The sequence below is a fragment of the Phormidium tenue FACHB-1052 genome (genome assembly GCF_014696675.1).
In the GTDB taxonomy this organism is placed as follows: domain Bacteria; phylum Cyanobacteriota; class Cyanobacteriia; order Phormidesmidales; family Phormidesmidaceae; genus Nodosilinea; species Nodosilinea tenuis_A.
Genome location: NZ_JACJQN010000014.1, coordinates 31,815 through 50,760, shown reverse-complemented (window position 1 = coordinate 50,760; position 18,946 = coordinate 31,815). Strand labels below are relative to the sequence as shown.

Sequence of the window (18,946 nt, the reverse complement as noted above, 5' to 3'; positions counted from 1 at the left end):
CCTAGAGGCAGTTAGACCTATGGCCCGACGACCAACAGCAGATGACGGGGTAGATCTGGCCCCCTATATCGATCACTCTTTGCTGAGCCCGACGGCTACGGCGGAGCAGGTGGCCCAGTGGTGTGCTGAGGGCGATCGCTACGGGTTTGCCTCGGTTTGCATCGCCCCCTGCCATGTGCCCCAGGCCGTGGATCTGTTGCACAACACCAAAGTCAAAGTTTGTACGGTGATTGGCTTTCCCACCGGGGCAACCACTTCAGGCACTAAGCTTTACGAGGCTCAGGAGGCCGCCGAGCGGGGCGCTGATGAACTCGACGTGGTCATCAATCTGGGCTGGCTCAAAGAGGGCAAAACAGAAGCCATTCACCGCGAAATTGCCACCATCTGCGAAGAGACAGGGCTCCTGGTCAAAGCCATTCTCGAAACCGCCGTGCTTACCCCACCAGAGATTGCTCTGGCCGCCGAAGTTTGCATGGATGCTGGTGTTTCATTCTTAAAGACCAGCACCGGCTGGCAGGGGGGCGCTACCGTCGAAGTTGTGCGCCAGCTATGGGAGCTGACCCAGGGCCAGGTGGGCATTAAAGCCTCTGGCGGCATTGGCACGGCTGCCCAAGCGGTGGCCCTGGTGCAGGCGGGGGCCACTCGCCTGGGCACCTCGCGCGGGGTCGATCTAATGCGGCAGCAGAAAGAAGAGCCAGCCGGTGAGGTAAATGGCACTGACCGCCCTTAAGTTAGCCCAGGTTGAGTTTGAGAGCGATTAAGCCAACTAGGGTGAAGAGTCCAAGGGACTGGCGGAAGTAGTTGACCCCAGTGAACAGTTCTAGCCAAGCCCAGGTGAACCAGGTGCCAAAGGCCACCAGCTCGGCGGTGGTTTGCAGCGGGCCATCGGGAAGAATGGCTTGGAGAACCGTCGCCGTCACCGCCACTAAAATTGGCAAATTTGGTGGTTGAGCGATCACGAGGTTGCCTTCGTCGTCACGAAAGATGCGATTGAACAAGGAGGGGTACTGCGCCCCAGAAGTCTCTAAATTGCGGTTCATCGGAGGTATAGGCCTGATTGGAAAAACGGCTGAGGATTCATGGTAGTGCCGTTGCCCACCGCAGGGGATGTACCGGATGTTAGATATGCAATAGACCAATTTCCTCGGGCCTAAGCACGCCGTTGCTCAACTGCACGGGCTTACGGCTGCATGGGAAGATGGCAGTCTGGTGCTAACGGGGAACATACAATACTAGCAACGCCTATCCGCTGTCCTAGGAGAGTATGAATGGCAGAGGTTAGCCCCCGCCTTGACTGGTTGTTCCAGTCGCTCATTGCCTTTATGCCCTATCTGCTCCTAGGCCTTTTTTCGGGCGCATTTATTTTGACGGTGGGCGCTTTTTTAGCCCGGATTTTGTTTGTAGACCGGTTGCGATCGGTTGAAGAGTTTTGCCTGTTGACGCTCAAGGCGCAAGCTAACCCAATCCTCGATAGGGGTATGACGGCTGTCACCCAGCTAGCTCAAGGCGAAATTACCATCCCTGTGCTGATCGTGGTTGGTGGAATTTTGATTTACCGCGATCGCGCGATCGCGGCCCTGGTTCTAGCCATTGGGCTAAGCGGGTCATGGTTACTGAATGGGGTCTTTAAATCTTTCTTCCGCCGGGAAAGGCCCGACTTGTGGTCTTCGTCTAAACGTCCGATGGACTACAGCTACCCCAGCGGCCATGCCATGAGCGCGATTTCGTTTTACGGTCTTTTGGCCGCTGTCCTAACCTCCCTCAGCATTCCGCTGGAGATTACGGCTACGCTGGCTCTGCTTTTAACCCTGGGGGTGGGGTTTAGCCGGGTGTATCTGGGTGTGCATTGGCCAACCGATGTCTTGAGCGGCTGGGTAGCTGGCGGTATCTGGCTTGGGGTTTGCGTGCTAGGGCTGGTGCACATTGGTGGCCTTTGAGGGCGTGAGTCTTTCACTGAAGCCTTTAAAGCTCAGAGGCTTCAGAATTAGGAATTTGCGGCTCAGAGATGTGAGGGTGCTGGATGAAATCAAAAATGCTGTTTTTCTCAGCAGCACTGTTTTGTTGAGTGAAGGTGACCACTAGCTCAGGTGTGGGTACATAGATCCAGAGGGCCTTAGGAACAACCTCAACGATGACCGGCGTTGTGCCGATACATTCCCCATCGGCATGAACCTCTAGCGCTGGGTACGCTCTCACTTCAATCGTGGAGGCCTGATACATTTTGAGCCGTTCATGGGGGAGGTGTTTGCCCCGCATAGCGGCAAAAAAGTGGCGAAAATGATCCCACTTAGAGGGCTGATTGATATAAATGAGATCAAGCTTGCCATCATTCATTTTAGCCTGGGGTGCTAGGGCAAACTCGATGCCATAGCGAGGGCTGTTGCAGACATTGACTTGTAGCGTACTCAGCCGCGCCCTTCTGCCATCAAAGCGTAAGACTAAACGGTGTGGTCTAAACTGCAAGAAGGTTTTGAAGCCAGCAACAAAGCTTTTAATAGCCGCCCAATAGTTGCTCTTGATGCCTTCCTTGACATCATCTCCACAGGGAAAAAGGGAGGCTTCTAGTCCTATGCCCACTACTTCCATAAAATAGTGGTTATTGGCTTTGCCCAGGTCAAATTGACTGCGCTCTCCCTCGATGAGAACTTGTACAGCCTGGGCCATATCTGTAGGAATATTTAGGCTGGCCGCAATATTATTGCGGGTGCCAAGGGGAATAATGCCCAATGCCGTCTGGGTATGGGCCAAGCCCCGAGCGACCGCTTCAATTGTGCCGTCGCCCCCGGCGACAACTACCAGTTTTGCTCCCGATTTTGCGGCTGCGGTCGCTAACCCTTGACCATTTTCCTCGGCTGTTGTGGGGCAGATTTTGGCTTGAATACCCTGGCTTTGTAAGGCGTTGGTAAGATCCGGCACTAGCTGAGAATTTTCACTTGGCCCAGAGGTGGGGTTGACAATTAATACGGCATTCATCTCTGGAGTCTCCCGATTAGATTTCCCGGAGCCATAGAGCGGTGTGAAGGGCAGTGACGTTGGCAAAAAGCTCAGGCTGCTGTCTTGGCGATGACCCTTCAGGGTCGGTCTTTGACCATCGCCCTATCTCTACTAGGCTAGGTTGAAATGCTCCCTATCAACATCAAGGGACGGGTACCTTCAGCTTAAATAGCGCGTGCTCCACTGCGTCTATCATGACAGGCGCGGTATGGATAGAGGCTTAAGCCCCAAAGGGGTTGGTGGGCAGGCCGGGCACGGGGGCTGCGATCGCAAACACATCTCCCGAATAAAACCCCTGCTGGATCTCCTTTTGGCTCAGTCCCACGGAGGCGGTGGTGACGTAGAGCGTTGAGAGATGAGGGCCGCCAAAGGTGGGGCAGGTGGGGCGTTGCACCGGCAGGTTAACCCGGCCCAGGGCTTCCCCAGAGCGGCTAAAGCAGGCCACGCAGCCGCCATTCCAGAGGGCTGTCCAGATATTGCCATCGCCGTCGATCGTCAGGCCGTCGGGTTCTACTGCTTCGTCTTCGGTGCTCAGGTCGATGGCGACGGTGCGATCGCTAATTTCCCCCGTGGCTCCATCAAACCGATAGGCAAAAATTTTGCGCTGAGGCGAATCAGTTAAGTAAAAAGTATGGCCGTCGGGGCTCCAGCCCAGCCCGTTAGAGATCGTCAGCCCGGTTTCCATGGTGCGCACCGAGCCGTCGGGGTCGTAGCGGTAGAGGGCCGCGTGGCCAGGGTGGTCTGGGCTCATCGAGCCAATCCAAAAGCGGCCCTGGGGGTCGCATTTGCCGTCGTTAAAGCGGGTGCCGGGGGCATCAAACTCAAAGGTGTGAAGCGTTTCGACCTTCCCTGAGGTGAGATCGAGGCTGGTGATGCGATCGCCCATAGCCACCAGCAGTTTTTCCCCTGCCATCAGGGCTAGGGCGCTGCCCACACCGCCCACATCCCAGTGACAGTCGTCGCCGCTGCTGGGCTCAAACACATGGACGCGGTGATTGAGAATATCGACCCAGTAGAGCACCTGCTTGTCGCCATCCCACAGCGGGCCTTCCCCCAGGCGGGCGCGAGCAGAGAGCACGTTTTGGGCCGATAGCTCAGGCAGAGTTGCAGCGGTCATGGGGGTACCGGAGTTACTTACAGAAGCGTCGCACAGCGTGGCTGGGCACATCCCTATCTAAGGGCGGAGGGTGTAGGGTTCGAGGTACAAGACACTCCTTAAACCCTACACCTTATACCCTGAAACCCCTACGGCCCCACTGTCTGGCGAATTTCCTCCGTCGCCTCAATCTGCTCTTGGCTGAACCCGGCTTGTTCGAGGTGGTCGAGATAGTCACGGCTGGTGTAGCGGCTGTCTAAGCCTAGGGCCTGGCGATAGTTTGCCGTTGCCTCAGTCGTATTCCCGGCTGACCAATGGGCCAGCGCCAGCGCCACCCAGGGGTGGGGGTTGCCTGGCTCTAGCTCGGTGACGGTCTGGGCAGATGCGATCGCCTGCTCCCCCTGCTTCAACCGCTGGTAGGCCAGGCTGAGGTTATAGTGAGCAATTTCGTTGCTAGGCTCAAGCTCGGCGGCGCGGGTGTGGGTCTCCACTGCCGCCTCTAGCTGCCCATTCACCAGATACACAATGCCCAGGGCGTTGAGGGCGGGCACATGCTCTGGGCTGTAGCTTAGGGCGGTTTGCAGCGCCGCGATCGCAGGGGCCTCGAACCCGGCGAGGTGCTGAGTCCAGCCCAGCAAGACCTGGCCTTCGGGGTTGCGGGGGTCGAGAGCGGCGGCGATCTTGAGGGTAGCGATCGCCCGCTCCAGATCTCCCTGCTGCCGAAAAGTTAGCCCCTCCTGCCGGTAGCGAGCCGCCGCCTGAGCATCCACCAAAAACGGTGGCAACGCCAGATTCTCCATCGCCTCAGTCGAAAGCGTCGTAGCCTGCCACGGCACCGCCGCCTCCCGCTGGCAGCCCACCAGGGCTAAAGCCGTGCAGAATACCCAACCAAAGACTTTTCCCATAAGCTTGCGTCTGCCGGATTGCTCTTGTTCGCCAAATTCATTGAGAGGCTCGGGCTACTACTTTATAGGCTCCCGCCCCAAACCGCTCCCCCATCCTCCTCACCTCCTTCACCCCCTTACTCCTCCCCTCCCGACCCTGACGCTTAGCCTTTCCCCCGAAAGAGTTCTCCCTGAACTTTTTAGAGTCACCGTTTCATGGCATACCAGTGCCGACTCTGCGATCGCCTATAAACAACCCTCCCAAGCAGCCCCCGATGGTGGATGCAGCCCAGACAGCCGTTAGCGTTTACCTTTTGCTCTAGAATTTGGTCACGGCGGTTACCCTCCCCACAGCTCGGCTCTTAGTTCACTTCCCTCAACGGCACCCTATGGCTACTGGATATCTCGCGCTTGTACTCCACGCCCATTTGCCCTACGTGCGACACCCCGAGAGTGACTACGTCTTGGAGGAAGAGTGGCTCTACGAGGCGATTATCGAGACCTACGTGCCCCTGCTCACCATGTTTGAGGGGCTCAAACGCGACGGCATCGACTTCAAGCTCACCATGAGCATGACCCCGCCGTTGGTCTCCATGCTGCGCGACCCGCTGCTGCAAGAGCGTTTCGATGCCCACCTGGCCATGCTCGAAGAACTCACCGAGCTAGAGGTCGAGCGCCACGTCCACAACGGTCACCTGCAATACTTAGCAGAAACCTACGCTAAAGAGTTCAACCACGTCCGCAACGTGTGGGAGAGCTACAGCGGCGACCTGGTCACCGCCTTTAAGCAGTACCAAGACAGCAACAACCTCGACATCATCACCTGCGGGGCCACCCACGGCTACCTACCGCTGATGAAGATGTATCCCGAAGCGGTGTGGGCGCAAATTCAGGTGGCCGCTGAACATTACGAAGACACCTTCGGTCAGCCCCCCAAAGGCATTTGGCTGCCCGAGTGCGCCTACTACGAAGGTCTCGAGCGCATGGTCGCCGACGCCGGTCTGCGCTACTTCCTCACCGATGGCCACGGCATTCTCTACGCTCGGCCCCGGCCTCGGTTTGGCAGCTACGCCCCCATCTTTACCGAGAGTGGTGTGGCTGCCTTTGGCCGCGATCATGAGTCGTCGCAGCAGGTGTGGTCGTCCCAGGTGGGCTACCCTGGTGCGCCTGAGTACCGCGAGTTTTACCGCGACCTGGGCTGGGATGCCGAATACGAATACATCAAGCCCTACATCATGCCCAACGGCCAGCGCAAGAATGTGGGCATCAAATATCACAAAATTACCGGCAAGGGCCTGGGCCTCTCCGACAAGCAGCTCTACGATCCCTACTGGGCCAAAGAAAAAGCCGCTGAGCACGCCGCCAACTTTATGTACAACCGTGAGCAGCAGATCGGCCACCTCCACGGCCTGATGCAGCGCCCGCCGATCATTGTGTCGCCCTACGATGCCGAGCTGTTTGGCCACTGGTGGTATGAAGGCCCCTGGTTCCTCGACTACCTGTTCCGCAAGAGCTGGTTTGACCAAAACACCTACGAAATGACCCACCTGGCCGACTACCTCCAGGGCCACCCCACCCAGCAGGTCTGCCGCCCCTCCCAGTCGAGCTGGGGCTACAAAGGCTTCCACGAATACTGGCTGAACGAAACCAACTCCTGGATCTACCCCCACCTGCACAAGGCCGCCGAGCGCATGATCGACCTGGCCAAGCGCGAACCCGCCGACGAGCTAGAGTGGCGCGCCCTCAACCAGGCCGCGCGCGAACTGCTGCTGGCGCAATCGTCTGACTGGGCTTTCATTATGCGGACGGGGACGATGGTGCCCTATGCGGTGCGGCGCACTAGGTCACACCTAATGCGTTTCCAAAAGCTGTGGGATGACATTCTGCGCGAAAAAATCGACTCCGGCTGGCTAGAGAAGATCGAGGTAGTAGACAACATCTTCCCCAACATCAACTACCGCGTCTACCGACCGCTATAGCGAGTTTAAGATCCCAGAGTTTTTGAAAACCCTGGGATCTGTTTTTTGGCAGGATCCCGTATGAAAAAGTTTTCGGAATATCTCTAAACAGGCTTTGTAGTGCAGTTTGAGTATGACCCCAATAAAAGCCAAAGCAACTTAGCGAAACACGGCATTGATTTTGAGACAGCCAAGCTGCTCTGGCACGATCAGTATCGGATAGAGCTACAGGCTATATCGGCAGTAGAACCGCGCTTCTTAGTAATTGGTAAGATTAAGGGAAAATACTGGTCTGCGATCATCACCTACCGAGGTATGAACATCCGCATTATTTCTGTACGCCGCTCCCGCGACAATGAGGTATCGCTGTATGAATGCTAAAGACCTAGATCGCAAATTCGATGACGGTGAAGACGTGCTGGAGTACTTTGACCTCTCTACCTCAAGACGACCTGGACTAGAACCCCAAGCAATTGAGGTCACTTTTCCACAGTGGATGGTAGCCGCTTTGGATAAGGAAGCCCAGCGGTTAGGGATTCAACGCGAAGCCATTATTAAACTGTGGCTAGCAGAACGGTTAGACGCAAATTCTGTTACGGGCGCTTAAGGTAACTTCTAGAAAATAGTTTTCCTCATCCCTATGAATTATGAGAGCTTGTCAGAAGCCTTAGCTCGTTTTCGCCGGATAGCCTTCCATGAGAAGCGTTCTCCAACATTCATGGAGATTACGTCATATCCTCACCTGGAAAATGTTGCCAGCAATGTGCTCGACTTTTATTTCAACCCAAATGCTGAGCATGGCTTAGGCGCGCTGCTTCTAGAAGCATTACTTTCTCTGGTAGCAACCCCTGTCACAATCAGCAATCCGCAGGTTGTTTTCGTATCGCGAGAGGTTATTACGTCTTCGGGCAAAAGAATCGATCTACTGATTGATGCCTATCCAGATGCTGTAATCGTCATCGAGAACAAGATTTTTCATGCTGCAATTAATCCCTTTATAGACTACGAGGAGCACGCAAATAAAGCTGCTAGCCAGCGACCGATTGTATTGATTCTGTTGACGCTCTTTGATGTTCCCCCAGGAGCTAACATAGGGAATTTCAAGCCGGTCTTGTATAAATCTTTTTGCCAAGAGATTCTTAATCGAATTGGATCTCAAATTATCAATGCAGATAATCGATATTTAATCTTTCTTTTGGACTTCATTCAAACCACTCAGAACTTATACGATGCAAGAGTAATGAATCAAGAATTTCTGACGTTCCTAAGATCCCATGAGGAAGACACTATCTCTTTGCTGCAAAAAGTAACAAGTTTGCAGAAAGAAATGAAGAAAAAGGCAGGTACTTTGGCAGAATTAATGAGAGAGAAAGAATCAGATACAGTTAAGCTCTGGTTTTATAGCAGCGGCCTTCGAGATAAATCGCTTAGAGAAGCTGTTGGATATTGGATTCCTGTTTCGCATGGTTATGGTATTGGTATCGTAGCGGATTTAAGCATAGATGGTTGGGATATTCGTATTAAGGATGATAATTTTTTCAAGGGCGTGCCTAAAACCCAAGGGTATGATGGTTTCGATACCCAACTGAGTCAATGGTTGCAAGCGAAACAGATTGAAGTCTCTCCTCATCCAAGTTTACAAGGGCACTTTCGCTATGGCAGTCACTTCCCCTATGATTCTGACCCTGTGTTGGTAGACGCTGAGATTAAAGGACTACTCGCTTTGATTCTTAAAGAATGCCCGTAGTAAGTAATTTGGGTGAAACGAGGTGTAACCCAACACTAGATTTATCCATATTGGATTCTGCTAGCGCTCTACCTAACTTACAACGTTGTTTATTCGAAAAGCACACACGCTAAAATTACTAGAGTCAGGCTAATTAAACTACGTAACGCCATGGCCATTTTGAAAACAGAAAGCCAACTGGCAATCTCCCCAGCGCAACTGCAAAAGCTTTTGCGAGAGTTTAAAGAGCAACGGGGAGAAAGCTTTCAGCTAACTGCTTTGGGCTATTTTGGCTCCTACGCCCGTGGAAAAGCCAGCCCTGACAGCGATGTGGATGTTGTGTTCAAGACGGACTACCCCAACTTATTACTGACGTCTCGACTGAGGCTAGACCTCATTGAGCTTATAAACCTCCCCGTAGACGTTATCCGCTACCATGAGAACATGAATCCTCGCTTTAAGGCACGTTTAGACAGAGAAGCCATCTATGTCTGATGACGGTCTACTACTAGATCGTTAAGCAAATCAATCAAAAAACAAAGGGAGGCCTGCTAGCGGCTTATCCTCAGATTCCTTTGCAAGAAAATATGGGTTTGAGAAATATTCTGGCTCATGTTTCTTTTGAGGTAGATGAACAGCAAATCTATGATATTTGGAGAGATGACATACCTCAATTGATTTCAACAGTCCGCCAAATGATTCAAGACTTAGATGGGTAGTTTGGTAAAACGAAGTATGACCAACACTGGGCTTAACGCTTTTAGGTTGCGCTAGTGCTCGATCCAACCTATAGCGCTTATGCTTTCTGCGATCGCCACATCTGGGCACTCTAAACGCAATACAACTCTGTGGCATGGCATGGTCATGAACTCTAGGCAAACGCTACGCTTCAGCATTGGAGCCATTGTGCTGGGACTGGCTGAGATTGGTGGTGCGATCGCAAGCCCGGTGCAGGCTCAATCAGGGGCGATCGCACCACCACCGGCCTATTGGAATGCCGTCGAAGATGCCAGAACGCCAGAACCCAGCGAAGTCTTTAGAGACCTGACCGCCATTACCCGCTACAACAGCGCCCTCACCTGGGATGACCATGGCAGCGTTTTAATGGCGACTTGGGCCGACTGGGTGGGCTACACCCAAAATGTGGGGAGTCGGCTGATTGTAACCCGCGATGTCTGGGTCACAGCGGTTCCAGACTTGCAGAACTTTTGTAAAGCCTACACCCCAACGCCGGAGATTTCCTTAGCGGCCCGCCTGGGCCAGGTGCTCGGCTTGCCACCAGAACCCGCTGTCCAATCGGCCAATCGTCGGGTGGTTGAGGTCTGGGTCGAGCCACAGTTTCTCTTTCGCCCCAGCCCCGATCCTGAGATTACCGACCATGAGGCCGAGCTGACCTTTCGCACCGCCAACGAATTTGCCTCGGTGCCGAGTAGCTATCTGCACTGGTTCTATGCCCAGTATGATCAGCGCTATCAATACCAGGGACAGCCGATCGCAATCAATGGCGCGGAACCTCCTGGCGCTCTGCCCTACCCCTGGACTCAGCTAGGCTATACCTATGATTGGGGCGATCGCGCCGACTGGGCAACCCTTGACCCAGCCCGTCCAGACCATGTGGGCTTAAGCGAGTTTGTCATTCGTCAGTGGTCACCGATCACAATCCAAGCCGCGCAGCCGGTTAATGACTACTGCCGCTAGAGGTCTCAAAGCCTAGAGAGCTAACAATTCGGGCCATTAAGAACTATTCTCAAGAAGATGGTTTTTTCTTTGGCATGGCTAAACAACCCTTGGCAAAATTTCCGACGGCCTGGTCACGGCGTCAATTTTTGGGCTGGGGGGCTGGGGGCATCGGGGCAGTTGCGACGGCGGCAGTAGTCGGGTCGGCCTGGGTGGGGCAATCGCAGGCCGCGCGCATTCCCCCGCTGCCTGAGGGCTATGGGCCGCCGACCGACAACAGCTTTGACCCCATGGCCCTGCTGCGCGACTTTGACTACGGCACCCTCAAGTCAGACAACGGTCGCACCGTGCGTGAGTTTGAGGTGACGGCCAACAGCTCACCCCTCCAGCTCAACAGTGCCATTACCTTCATGAGCTGGAACCTCAACGGCAGAGTGCCAGGCCCCACCTTGCGAGCTAAAGCCGGGGAGCGGGTGAGGATTATTTTCCACAACCAGGACGGGCATTCCCACAGTCTGCACTTCCACGGCATTCACCCCGCCGAGATGGATGGGGTTCAGCCAATTCGCCATGGTCAGACGATGGTGTATGAGTTTGAGGCCGGGCCGTTTGGCGTGCATCCCTACCATTGCCACGTCGCCCCGGTGACGCGTCACATTAGCAAGGGGCTCTATGGTCTGTTTATTGTGGATCCGCCCGAGGGCCGTCCACCTGCCGACGAGATGGTGCTGGTGATGGGCGGCTTTGACATCAATAACGATGGGCACAACGAGCTGTATGCCTTTAACGGCATTCCCAACTACTACCGCGATCATCCGATTCCCATTTACCAAAACCAGCGGGTGCGGCTGTATCTGCTCAACATGATTGAGTTTGACGTAGCGGTGACCTTCCACATTCATGCCAACCTGTTTCAGATTTTTCCGACGGGGCGCACCCTCACCTCAACCGGCGATTCTGACGTGATCACCATGGGCACTGCTGAGCGCCACATCCTAGAGTTTGCCTACCCCTATCCCGGCCAATATATGTTTCACCCGCATCAGGATGCGATCGCAGAGCACGGCTGCATGGGGCTATTTGATGTGTTGCCAGCCTAGGTTTGTCGCCTGCCTCGTCGCGATCGCCTTGGAGCTTATTGACATGCGATCTCATATAGTCCTAGGCTCATAGACACAAGATTAAATGCAATTTATTCTCAATTGATACTGATATGGCAAAGCAACTCAAGCCTGTAGAGCTGTTTCTAGCGGTTGGTTTAGCGGCGGCGGTAGGGGCCTGTGGCGGGCCAGCCTCCGAAGGTGGTGAAGTCGGTGCCGATACCGCTCCCACGGCAGATATGGCCCATGGGGGCGGCGAAGGCGGTGAAGGTGGCGAGGGCGGCGAAGGTGGTGAAGGTGGCGAAGCTGGAGCCACCAGCAATCCCGACGCCGACTACATGACCACCCTGGCGCTGATGAAAGGCCACCTGATGGTGGCAGAAGAATTGATCGCCGCCGGGAGCTATGCAGAGGCTGAACCCCACATTGGCCACCCGGTTGAAGAACTCTATGGTGGTGTCGAGGCTCAACTCGCCGAGCGCAATGTCACGCCCTTCAAAGACCAGCTCAATGAGCTGCTTGACCTAACTAAGTCTGCCCCCGAGAGCCCTCAGCTCAAAACCGAGTTTGACGAATCGATCGCTGCGATTGATGGAGCGATCGCGGCCTTGCCCGCCGACCAGCGCCAATCCCCTGACTTTGTGCTAGAAGTCATCAGCCACGTCCTCAAAACCGCCGCTGAAGAGTATGAAGCCGCCGTGGTGGATGGCAAAATTGTGGAAGCGGTTGAGTATCAAGACTCGCGCGGGTTTGTTTTGTATTCTGACCAGCTATATCAAACCATTGCTCAAGAGATGGAGCAGACCCGCGCCGAAGACCATGCGGCGATCGCCAAAAGTTTGCAAGAGTTAAAGACGGTTTGGCCGACGGTAACTCCTCCAGAAACGCTGGTCAAAGAGCCCGCTGATGTCCATATCCTGGTCTTGCAGGTTGAACAGCGCGGTTCGTAAGCGGCGATCGCCAGGTCACTGACAGCAACGTACAGCGGCCATTGGTAGCGATGGGATTGTTTGGCTAGGACAGCCAAATTCATGGTGGGTATGTCGGGGTTAGCTACGGAGGGCTCAGTCGCAGCGGGCGAAACGTGGCAAAATGCCTGCGACTGCCTTTGTTGCACCCCGACCCCCATGGAAATTGACCCTGAGCTTCTCGACCCCTCGACTCGCTATAAGCTGTTGATCGGCAGCGTTGTGCCTCGACCAATTGCCTTTGTCTCCAGCCTTTCTCCCGAGGGCGTGGCCAACCTGGCACCCTTCTCCTACTTCAACGCGGCGGGCCACAAACCCCTAGCGCTGATGTTTAGCATCAGCCTCAAGCCCGACGGCAGCGAAAAAGACACCCTGCGCAACGTGCGCCCTGCCAACGAGGGCGGCACTGGGGAATACGTGATCAACCTGGCGGTTGAGTCCTACGCTCACCAGGTGGCAGAATGCGCCGAGCCGCTGCCCTACGGCGAGTCGGAATTTGACTATGTGAATCTCTCCCCCGCTCCCAGCCGGGTGATTCAGCCGCCCCGCGTGGCCGAGTCGCCCGTGGCCTTTGAGTGCCGCACCCTGCAAATTGTGCCGGTGGGCGAGTTTCACATTGTGATTGGCGGCGTTGCTGATCAGCAGTATGATTTGCCCCCCTAGCCCCCCAATTCTGGGGGGAACCAGATGACTTCAAAGTCCCCCAAAATTGGGGGGTTGGGGGGCCGATGCAGCAACTGTTGCTTTTGCAAATTCATTCCTCAATTCAGCAACGCCGTGATTGGCCAGGTGGTGCACCTGTTTGTGCGCGACGACGTGCTGGGCGAGAACAACCGGATTGATGTGGATAAAGTGGGGGCGATCGGGCGGATGGCGGGCTATGAATACTGCCGCACGGGCGATCGCTTTGAGATTCCCAACGGCTTTCCTAAGTAGCCCCAACTCTAGTGGCATGATTGGGTGAGCAATCAATTGGAGTGTGGCGAATGAGCGATGTGAGTGAGCAAGATTTAGGCCATGTGCGGCGGGCGATCGCCCTCTCCCATAGCGCCCGCGAGGCCGGCAACCGCCCCTTTGGTGCCGTGCTGGCCGATGCCTCAGGCCAGGTGCTGGCCGAAGCCGAAAACAACCAAATCACCGAGCGCGACTGCACCGGCCACGCCGAAACCGTACTGCTGCGGCAAATGGATAAAAACCTCAGCCCAGACACCCTCAAAGACTGCACCCTCTACGCCAGCACCGAACCCTGCCCTATGTGCGCCGGGGCAATCTTTTGGAGTGGGGTGGGGCGGCTGGTATATGCCTTGAGCAGCGATCGCCTCTACAGCATCCAGGGTGAGTCTCCCTTTCAGCTACCGCTAGCCAGCCGCGAGGTGCTCAAGCACGGCAAGCGACCGGTTAAAGTGGTTGGCCCTGTGCTCGAAGATGAGGCACTGAAGGCCTTTGAAGGATTCTTTTAGACTCGTCTGCTGTTGATTTGGCGTTGATTTAGCCATTCTAAGGTTATGGATCTATTCAAGTTTGCGCTGGGGCCGTACGAGTTTTTTGCCGCCATTCTTGGGGGGGTGCCCCTCGTACTGGCGATCTTCTTGCTCTATAACCCAGCAATTAACGTGCAAGATTTTGCTGGTTTAATTCAAGCCAGTGTCTCACTCCAGGTGGTGATTGCCTTGGCGTTTGTTAGCTACCTGCTCGGTGGCTTGGCGCAGAGCGTGACCTGGAAGTTTTTTTTGGCTCTCTGTAATGTGTTCGATCGCGACCTGCATTACTTCCCCACCGAAATTCTCTTAAACAGGGGCGAGTGGCTGCAAGGAATAGCTAAAGATGTTGACCCCAAAACCCTCGATTTTGAGAGCCGCTTACTGCTGTTGCTGCACGACAAAGTTGGCATGCCAAAAACGATGAACCACCTCTATTCGAGGGTCTGCTCGTATCTCAAAGAGAACAATAGACCCTCCCTGGTTACCGCAGATTTGTACCAGGCTACCCACATCATGTATCGCAACATCTCATTCGGGCTGCTAATCCTAGGCGGAGTGTTTTTAGTCAATATTCTCCGCGTTGGGGCAATATCCTTGGAGCAGGTGGCGTTGTTTTTTGGGGCCTTGGCGCTGTCCTACATTGCGTTTATTCGCTCAGTGTCGTTTAAGCGGTGGCACTCTAGGGAGGTTTTGCTAGGGTTTTACTTTGCCGCCTGCAACGAGCGATCGCCCTAACGCAGCGGGTGATGTTCAGCTAACAGTTTTTCAACCTTGGCTTCGTCAATGCGGGCAGTGACCTGCCTGGCTTCGTGCAGGTCGCGCACCGTTTTAGAGAGACTGGCGGTAGACCCCAGGGCAAACAGGGTGCCCATGCCCATGTAGCCTTTTACCCAAGCGTCCACCGGCAGGCAAAAGATGCCCAGCGATAGGCTGCCCACCGACAGCAAAAAGGCTAGCCAGGTTTGCACGACCCAGGCTTGACTGTGGCTCGATGGCGGCTGCACAGAATTCATCGGCTGACTCCTTAACGGTGTGAATGAACGATGTGAATAACTACGTCAACCCTAGGCGAGTCTTCCTCTACGGCATCTACGGTGGAGACACTTTTTGAAATGCCCTAGGGTGCAGCGATATCGAGAGCCGCCCATGACTATTGCAGCAGTTGATTGAGTTAGACCACTTTGCCAAGCGGAATCCTACGGTAGGGGCATTGCAGTGCTATGCCCCTACGTCGAACCTGTCCTAACCTGATGAATGTTTGTAATGGATCATCCCCTTGACGCCCCTTGTGAGCGTATCTACAATGTAATTACTTAACGTCTGGGCACACAGGTCTATGGGCACCGCCATTCGAACTCGCATTGTCAAAATTGGCAATTCCCAGGGCATTCGTATTCCCAAGCTGCTGCTAGAGCAGAGCGGCCTGAACGCAGACGTAGAGGTTGAGGTTGAGGGCGATCACCTCGTCATTCGCACCGCCCCTCGCCAGCGAGCCGGTTGGGACACCGCCTTTGCTGCCATGGCAGACAGTCATGACGACACTCTACTCGACGACCTCAACCCCACCGACTGGGACGACGCTGAATGGGAATGGTAGTCAACCGCTTCGACGTTTTTCTCGTCAACCTCGACCCCACTGTTGGCAACGAAATTAAAAAAACACGACCCTGCGTGGTGATCTCGCCCGACGAGATGAATCGCTACATTACCACTGCGATCGTGGCTCCGATGACGACTAAGGGCAAGCTCTACCCTACCCGCATTGCCTGCCGCTTTGAGGGCAAAAACGGCCAGATTGTTTTAGACCAAATTCGCACCGTCGATAAAGCCCGGTTGGTTAAACGCCTGGGTCAAATCAGCCCCAGTGAACAGAGAATGCTGCTGGAAACCCTGGCCGAAATGTTTGCTGAATAGCGCCAGAGCAAACCTGCGCACGGGCTGAAGAACGAAAATAGAAGAGCGAAAAATGAAAAAATCTCGATAGGCTGGAATCGTGGCATTTCGGGTTGTTTTAACCCAAGACTTCACCTGTCCTAGACGAGGAATGAGAGATGCGTTCCATCCCCATCGCCACTACTACCGGCAGTATTGAGGTGCTGGTGGCTGACGCTGCTACAGAGACTTCGGCCCTGCCAGCGGTGTTTATCCACGGTATGGCCTGCGCCGCTGACCTGTGGCGACCACAGTTAGAGCAGACGGCTCAGCAGAGAACGGCGATCGCGATCTCTCTACCCGGTCACGGCGCGTCTACCCCGCCAACCGACGATGACTATTCCCCCGCCGCCTGCGCGAATGCCTTGTTTGTGGTGCTGGATGCCTTGCAGCTAGAAAGCATTCTCCTAGTTGGCCACAGCTACGGTAGCTGCGTTGCCCTTGCTGCCGCCGCCGCTCAACCTTGCCGCATTGCCAAGCTGATCTTGGTGGATCCGCCGATTGACTCTACTCAATGCCCCCCGGAGGTCTATGGGGCAGAGATTGCGCCGATGCAGCAGGCCATGGTCGGGGAGGACTGGCGATCGGTACTGGAACAATCCTTTCGCAATGCTCTGACCGGCGGCACCCCTGAAACCCAGACCAACATCTTGGCGCGTCTAAATCACACCCCAAAGGCAGCCTTAGTCGGTACCGGGCGTGAGTTGTTCACCTTTGAAGCCGCAGCCGCCCTCGATCGCTATCTGGCTTCACCCGGTGCTCAAGCCCACGCCATTGTGGCTGCATCTAATGCGATGCCCCTCAGCCTGCACGTGCTGCGGCCAATGCTGCCAACGACGACCATTCCCAATACCAGCCACTGGCTCATGCTCGATGCCCCTGAGGCCTTTTCCCAAGCCCTAGAAGCGGTTCTGTAGATGGAACTTCACCTTATTTACACCGAGACCAAAATGCTGTTATCCAAAAAGCAGTATGGGTCTTGGCAAGAGATTCAGGCAGAATTTTCGGACTACAAAACTTCGCTGGGGCCTTGGCCAGCCGACGCGGTGATTGACTATCTGCAAACAGATTATCCGGGCTTGGAGCCTAGTCCTGCGGTGCAAGTGGCCGAACTACTGCAATCAACGGTCTGTTGCCAAGAACTCACCTTTTGTGAGGGCAGACTGTTGGGCGATCGCTAACCCGTAGCTAAGCGTTGACGGGCTGTAGTCTGTAGGGCTGTCTCTGGCGGTTCAGGTAAAGAATTCTCTCAGAGGCCCCCACCAGAGCTACATCTTCGCGACAATCAAAACCGTTGGGTCTACCAGGGCTGCGCGGCTCAGGGTGTTTCGGCAAACTCACGCTGACCACCGCCACCAAGGAGACTCACCCGATGAAACTGGCCTACTGGATGTATGCCGGCCCGGCGCACATTGGCACCCTGCGCATTGCGAGCTCGTTCAAGAACGTGCACGCGATTATGCACGCGCCGCTGGGGGATGACTATTTCAACGTCATGCGATCGATGCTAGAGCGGGAGCGCGACTTTACCCCCGTCACCGCTAGCATTGTCGATCGCAACGTCCTCGCGCGCGGCTCCCAAGAAAAGGTGGTCGATAATATCGTCCGCAAAGACAAAGAAGAGCAGCCCGATTTAATCGTGCTCACCCCCACCTGCACCTCCAGCATTCTGCAAGAGGATCTGGCCAACTTTGTGCAGCGCGCCAGTCTCGATTCAGCAAGCGATGTGCTGCTGGCCGATGTCAACCACTACCGGGTCAACGAGCTGCAGGCCGCCGATCGCACCCTCCAGCAGATCGTGCAGTTTTACATTGCCAAAGCCCGCAAGCAGGGCACCCTGCCCGAGGGTAAAACCGAGAAGCCTTCGGTGAATATCATTGGCATGACCACCCTAGGCTTCCACAATAATCACGACTGCCGTGAGCTGCGTACCCTGATGGCCCAGCTCGGTATTGAGGTGAACCTGGTGATGCCTGAGGGGGCGCTGGTTACTCAAATCAAAGATATGGGCCGGGCCTGGTTTAACCTGGTGCCCTACCGTGAAGTGGGGCCGCTGACGGCGGAGTATCTCAAAGAAGAGCTGGGCATGCCCTACGTGGATATCACCCCCATGGGCATTGTCGAGACCGCCCGCTGCATTCGCGCCATTCAAACGGTGCTGAACGAGCAGGGGGCCGAGGTCAACTACGACGCCTTCATCGACGAGCAGACCCGGTTTGTGTCGCAGGCGGCCTGGTTCTCGCGATCGATCGACTGTCAGAACCTGACCGGCAAAAAGGCTGTGGTGTTTGGCGACAGCACCCACGCCGCTGCCATGGTCAAAATTCTCGCCCGCGAGATGGGCATCCACGTGGTGCTGGCGGGCACCTACTGCAAGTACGACGCCGAGTGGTTTGCCGCTGAGGTGGGTGAGTACTGCGACGAGATTTTGGTCAGTGAGGATAATGGGGAAATTGGCGATCGCATCGCCCAGCTCGAACCCGCCGCCATCTTTGGCACCCAGATGGAGCGCCATGTGGGCAAGCGGCTCGACATCCCCTGCGGCGTGATTGCCGCACCTATCCACATTCAAAACTTCCCCGTGGGCTATCGGCCATTCATGGGCTACGAAGGAGCCAACCAGATTGTTGACCTGGTCTACAACTCCTTCACCCTGGGTATGGAAGACCACCTGCTGGAGTTCTTTGGCGGCCACGATACCAAGGAAATTCTCACCAAGACCATGAGCGCCGATGCCGCCGTCGAAGCGGGTCTGGGCTGGAGCGCCGACGGCCTGGCCGAGCTGCAAAAGATCCCCGGCTTCGTGCGCGGCAAGGTGAAGCGCAACACTGAGAAGTTCGCCCGTGAGCAGGGCGTGGCTAGCATCACCGCCGAGGTGCTCTACGCCGCGAAAGAAGCGGTAGGAGCATAAGAAGGGAGTAGGGAGTAAGGGGTAGGGAGTAAAATGCCGCGTTGCTGATCAGCAGTATGATTTGCCCCCCTAGCCCCCCAATTCTGGGGGGAACCGGACGACTTCAAAGTCCCCCAAACTTGGGGGGTTGGGGGGCCGATGCAGCAACTGTTGCTTTTGCAGATTCATACCTCAATTCAGCAACGCCTAAAATGCCTTACCCCCCACTCCCTACCCTTT

General features: G+C 55.4%; 25 protein-coding genes. 20 read left to right on the top strand and 5 right to left on the bottom strand.

Annotated elements, in window-relative coordinates; genetic code table 11:
* The first annotated feature begins 19 nt into the window (after window positions 1-19).
* Complete coding sequence (gene deoC, locus H6G07_RS18380) at window positions 20-730, top strand: deoxyribose-phosphate aldolase (RefSeq protein ID WP_073608212.1); 711 nt, start codon at window positions 20-22, stop codon at window positions 728-730.
* A gap of 1 nt (window position 731) precedes the next feature.
* Here deoC and H6G07_RS18375 read toward each other — a convergent pair whose 3' ends face one another.
* Window positions 732-1,040, bottom strand: coding sequence for a hypothetical protein (locus H6G07_RS18375; RefSeq protein WP_073608056.1), 309 nt, complete (start codon window positions 1,038-1,040; stop codon window positions 732-734).
* Between the two features lie 228 nt (window positions 1,041-1,268).
* Here H6G07_RS18375 and H6G07_RS18370 point away from each other — a divergent pair, with 228 nt between their 5' ends.
* Window positions 1,269-1,937: a phosphatase PAP2 family protein gene (locus H6G07_RS18370; RefSeq protein ID WP_073608055.1), complete on the top strand. Its 669-nt coding sequence runs from the start codon at window positions 1,269-1,271 to the stop codon at window positions 1,935-1,937.
* Window positions 1,938-1,962: 25 nt separating this feature from the next.
* Here the strand turns inward: H6G07_RS18370 and H6G07_RS18365 are convergent, their stop codons facing one another.
* The 3 genes from H6G07_RS18365 to H6G07_RS18355 all read right to left on the bottom strand — a co-directional run bounded on the left by H6G07_RS18365 (window position 1,963) and on the right by H6G07_RS18355 (window position 4,995).
* The gene (locus tag H6G07_RS18365) at window positions 1,963-2,973 is read right to left on the bottom strand and encodes a diacylglycerol/lipid kinase family protein (RefSeq protein WP_073608054.1); all 1,011 of its coding nucleotides are present in this window, start codon (window positions 2,971-2,973) and stop codon (window positions 1,963-1,965) included.
* Window positions 2,974-3,214: 241 nt separating this feature from the next.
* Window positions 3,215-4,111 (bottom strand): SMP-30/gluconolactonase/LRE family protein, encoded by an 897-nt coding sequence (locus H6G07_RS18360; RefSeq protein WP_073608053.1) that lies wholly within the window; start codon window positions 4,109-4,111, stop codon window positions 3,215-3,217.
* 128 nt (window positions 4,112-4,239) lie between these two features.
* A complete protein-coding gene (locus tag H6G07_RS18355; RefSeq protein ID WP_073608052.1) occupies window positions 4,240-4,995 on the bottom strand; it encodes a tetratricopeptide repeat protein in 756 nt (251 codons plus the stop codon).
* A 368-nt stretch (window positions 4,996-5,363) separates the two neighbouring features.
* Between H6G07_RS18355 and H6G07_RS18350 the strand changes: the two genes are divergently transcribed.
* From H6G07_RS18350 to H6G07_RS18290, 13 genes are all read left to right on the top strand, one after another.
* Window positions 5,364-6,953, top strand: coding sequence for a glycoside hydrolase family 57 protein (locus H6G07_RS18350; RefSeq protein ID WP_073608051.1), 1,590 nt, complete (start codon window positions 5,364-5,366; stop codon window positions 6,951-6,953).
* Window positions 6,954-7,052: 99 nt separating this feature from the next.
* Window positions 7,053-7,313, top strand: a complete 261-nt coding sequence (locus H6G07_RS27135) for a BrnT family toxin (RefSeq protein WP_073608050.1) — start codon at window positions 7,053-7,055, stop codon at window positions 7,311-7,313.
* On the top strand, window positions 7,303-7,539 hold the full coding sequence (gene brnA / locus H6G07_RS18340) for a type II toxin-antitoxin system BrnA family antitoxin (protein WP_073608049.1): 237 nt from the start codon (window positions 7,303-7,305) through the stop codon (window positions 7,537-7,539). Before H6G07_RS27135 ends, brnA begins: the two co-directional genes overlap by 11 nt.
* A gap of 33 nt (window positions 7,540-7,572) precedes the next feature.
* Window positions 7,573-8,679, top strand: a complete 1,107-nt coding sequence (locus H6G07_RS18335; protein WP_073608048.1) for a PD-(D/E)XK nuclease family protein — start codon at window positions 7,573-7,575, stop codon at window positions 8,677-8,679.
* 150 nt (window positions 8,680-8,829) lie between these two features.
* A complete protein-coding gene (locus H6G07_RS18330; protein WP_073608047.1) occupies window positions 8,830-9,153 on the top strand; it encodes a nucleotidyltransferase family protein in 324 nt (107 codons plus the stop codon).
* 17 nt (window positions 9,154-9,170) lie between these two features.
* Window positions 9,171-9,377 (top strand): HepT-like ribonuclease domain-containing protein, encoded by a 207-nt coding sequence (locus H6G07_RS27130; RefSeq protein WP_084173041.1) that lies wholly within the window; start codon window positions 9,171-9,173, stop codon window positions 9,375-9,377.
* Window positions 9,378-9,522: 145 nt separating this feature from the next.
* Window positions 9,523-10,356: a hypothetical protein gene (locus tag H6G07_RS18320; RefSeq protein ID WP_073608211.1), complete on the top strand. Its 834-nt coding sequence runs from the start codon at window positions 9,523-9,525 to the stop codon at window positions 10,354-10,356.
* Between the two features lie 74 nt (window positions 10,357-10,430).
* Window positions 10,431-11,435: a multicopper oxidase domain-containing protein gene (locus H6G07_RS18315; protein WP_073608046.1), complete on the top strand. Its 1,005-nt coding sequence runs from the start codon at window positions 10,431-10,433 to the stop codon at window positions 11,433-11,435.
* Between the two features lie 113 nt (window positions 11,436-11,548).
* Window positions 11,549-12,385, top strand: coding sequence for a 4-helix bundle domain-containing protein (locus H6G07_RS18310; RefSeq protein ID WP_073608045.1), 837 nt, complete (start codon window positions 11,549-11,551; stop codon window positions 12,383-12,385).
* Window positions 12,386-12,562: 177 nt separating this feature from the next.
* On the top strand, window positions 12,563-13,066 hold the full coding sequence (locus H6G07_RS18305; RefSeq protein ID WP_199312223.1) for a flavin reductase family protein: 504 nt from the start codon (window positions 12,563-12,565) through the stop codon (window positions 13,064-13,066).
* 24 nt (window positions 13,067-13,090) lie between these two features.
* Window positions 13,091-13,339 (top strand): hypothetical protein, encoded by a 249-nt coding sequence (locus tag H6G07_RS18300; RefSeq protein ID WP_073608044.1) that lies wholly within the window; start codon window positions 13,091-13,093, stop codon window positions 13,337-13,339.
* Between the two features lie 50 nt (window positions 13,340-13,389).
* Window positions 13,390-13,863 (top strand): nucleoside deaminase, encoded by a 474-nt coding sequence (locus H6G07_RS18295; RefSeq protein ID WP_139296991.1) that lies wholly within the window; start codon window positions 13,390-13,392, stop codon window positions 13,861-13,863.
* Between the two features lie 45 nt (window positions 13,864-13,908).
* Window positions 13,909-14,619 (top strand): hypothetical protein, encoded by a 711-nt coding sequence (locus H6G07_RS18290; protein ID WP_073608043.1) that lies wholly within the window; start codon window positions 13,909-13,911, stop codon window positions 14,617-14,619.
* On the opposite strand, the gene H6G07_RS18285 is transcribed toward H6G07_RS18290, so the two are convergent.
* Window positions 14,616-14,897 (bottom strand): YiaA/YiaB family inner membrane protein, encoded by a 282-nt coding sequence (locus H6G07_RS18285; protein ID WP_073608042.1) that lies wholly within the window; start codon window positions 14,895-14,897, stop codon window positions 14,616-14,618. The genes H6G07_RS18290 and H6G07_RS18285 overlap by 4 nt on opposite strands.
* Window positions 14,898-15,220: 323 nt before the next feature.
* On the opposite strand from H6G07_RS18285, the gene H6G07_RS18280 reads away from it, so the two are divergent.
* From H6G07_RS18280 to bchB, 5 genes are all read left to right on the top strand, one after another.
* Entirely contained in the window at window positions 15,221-15,481 is a 261-nt protein-coding gene (locus H6G07_RS18280; RefSeq protein ID WP_073608041.1) for an AbrB/MazE/SpoVT family DNA-binding domain-containing protein, read from the top strand.
* Window positions 15,469-15,798, top strand: coding sequence for a type II toxin-antitoxin system PemK/MazF family toxin (locus tag H6G07_RS18275; RefSeq protein ID WP_073608040.1), 330 nt, complete (start codon window positions 15,469-15,471; stop codon window positions 15,796-15,798). Before H6G07_RS18280 ends, H6G07_RS18275 begins: the two co-directional genes overlap by 13 nt.
* Before the next feature lie 137 nt (window positions 15,799-15,935).
* On the top strand, window positions 15,936-16,733 hold the full coding sequence (locus H6G07_RS18270; protein WP_073608039.1) for an alpha/beta fold hydrolase: 798 nt from the start codon (window positions 15,936-15,938) through the stop codon (window positions 16,731-16,733).
* The gene (locus tag H6G07_RS18265; protein WP_073608038.1) at window positions 16,734-16,997 is read left to right on the top strand and encodes a hypothetical protein; all 264 of its coding nucleotides are present in this window, start codon (window positions 16,734-16,736) and stop codon (window positions 16,995-16,997) included.
* A 191-nt stretch (window positions 16,998-17,188) separates the two neighbouring features.
* Entirely contained in the window at window positions 17,189-18,727 is a 1,539-nt protein-coding gene (bchB, locus tag H6G07_RS18260; RefSeq protein ID WP_073608037.1) for a ferredoxin:protochlorophyllide reductase (ATP-dependent) subunit B, read from the top strand.
* The last annotated feature ends 219 nt before the right edge of the window (window positions 18,728-18,946 follow it).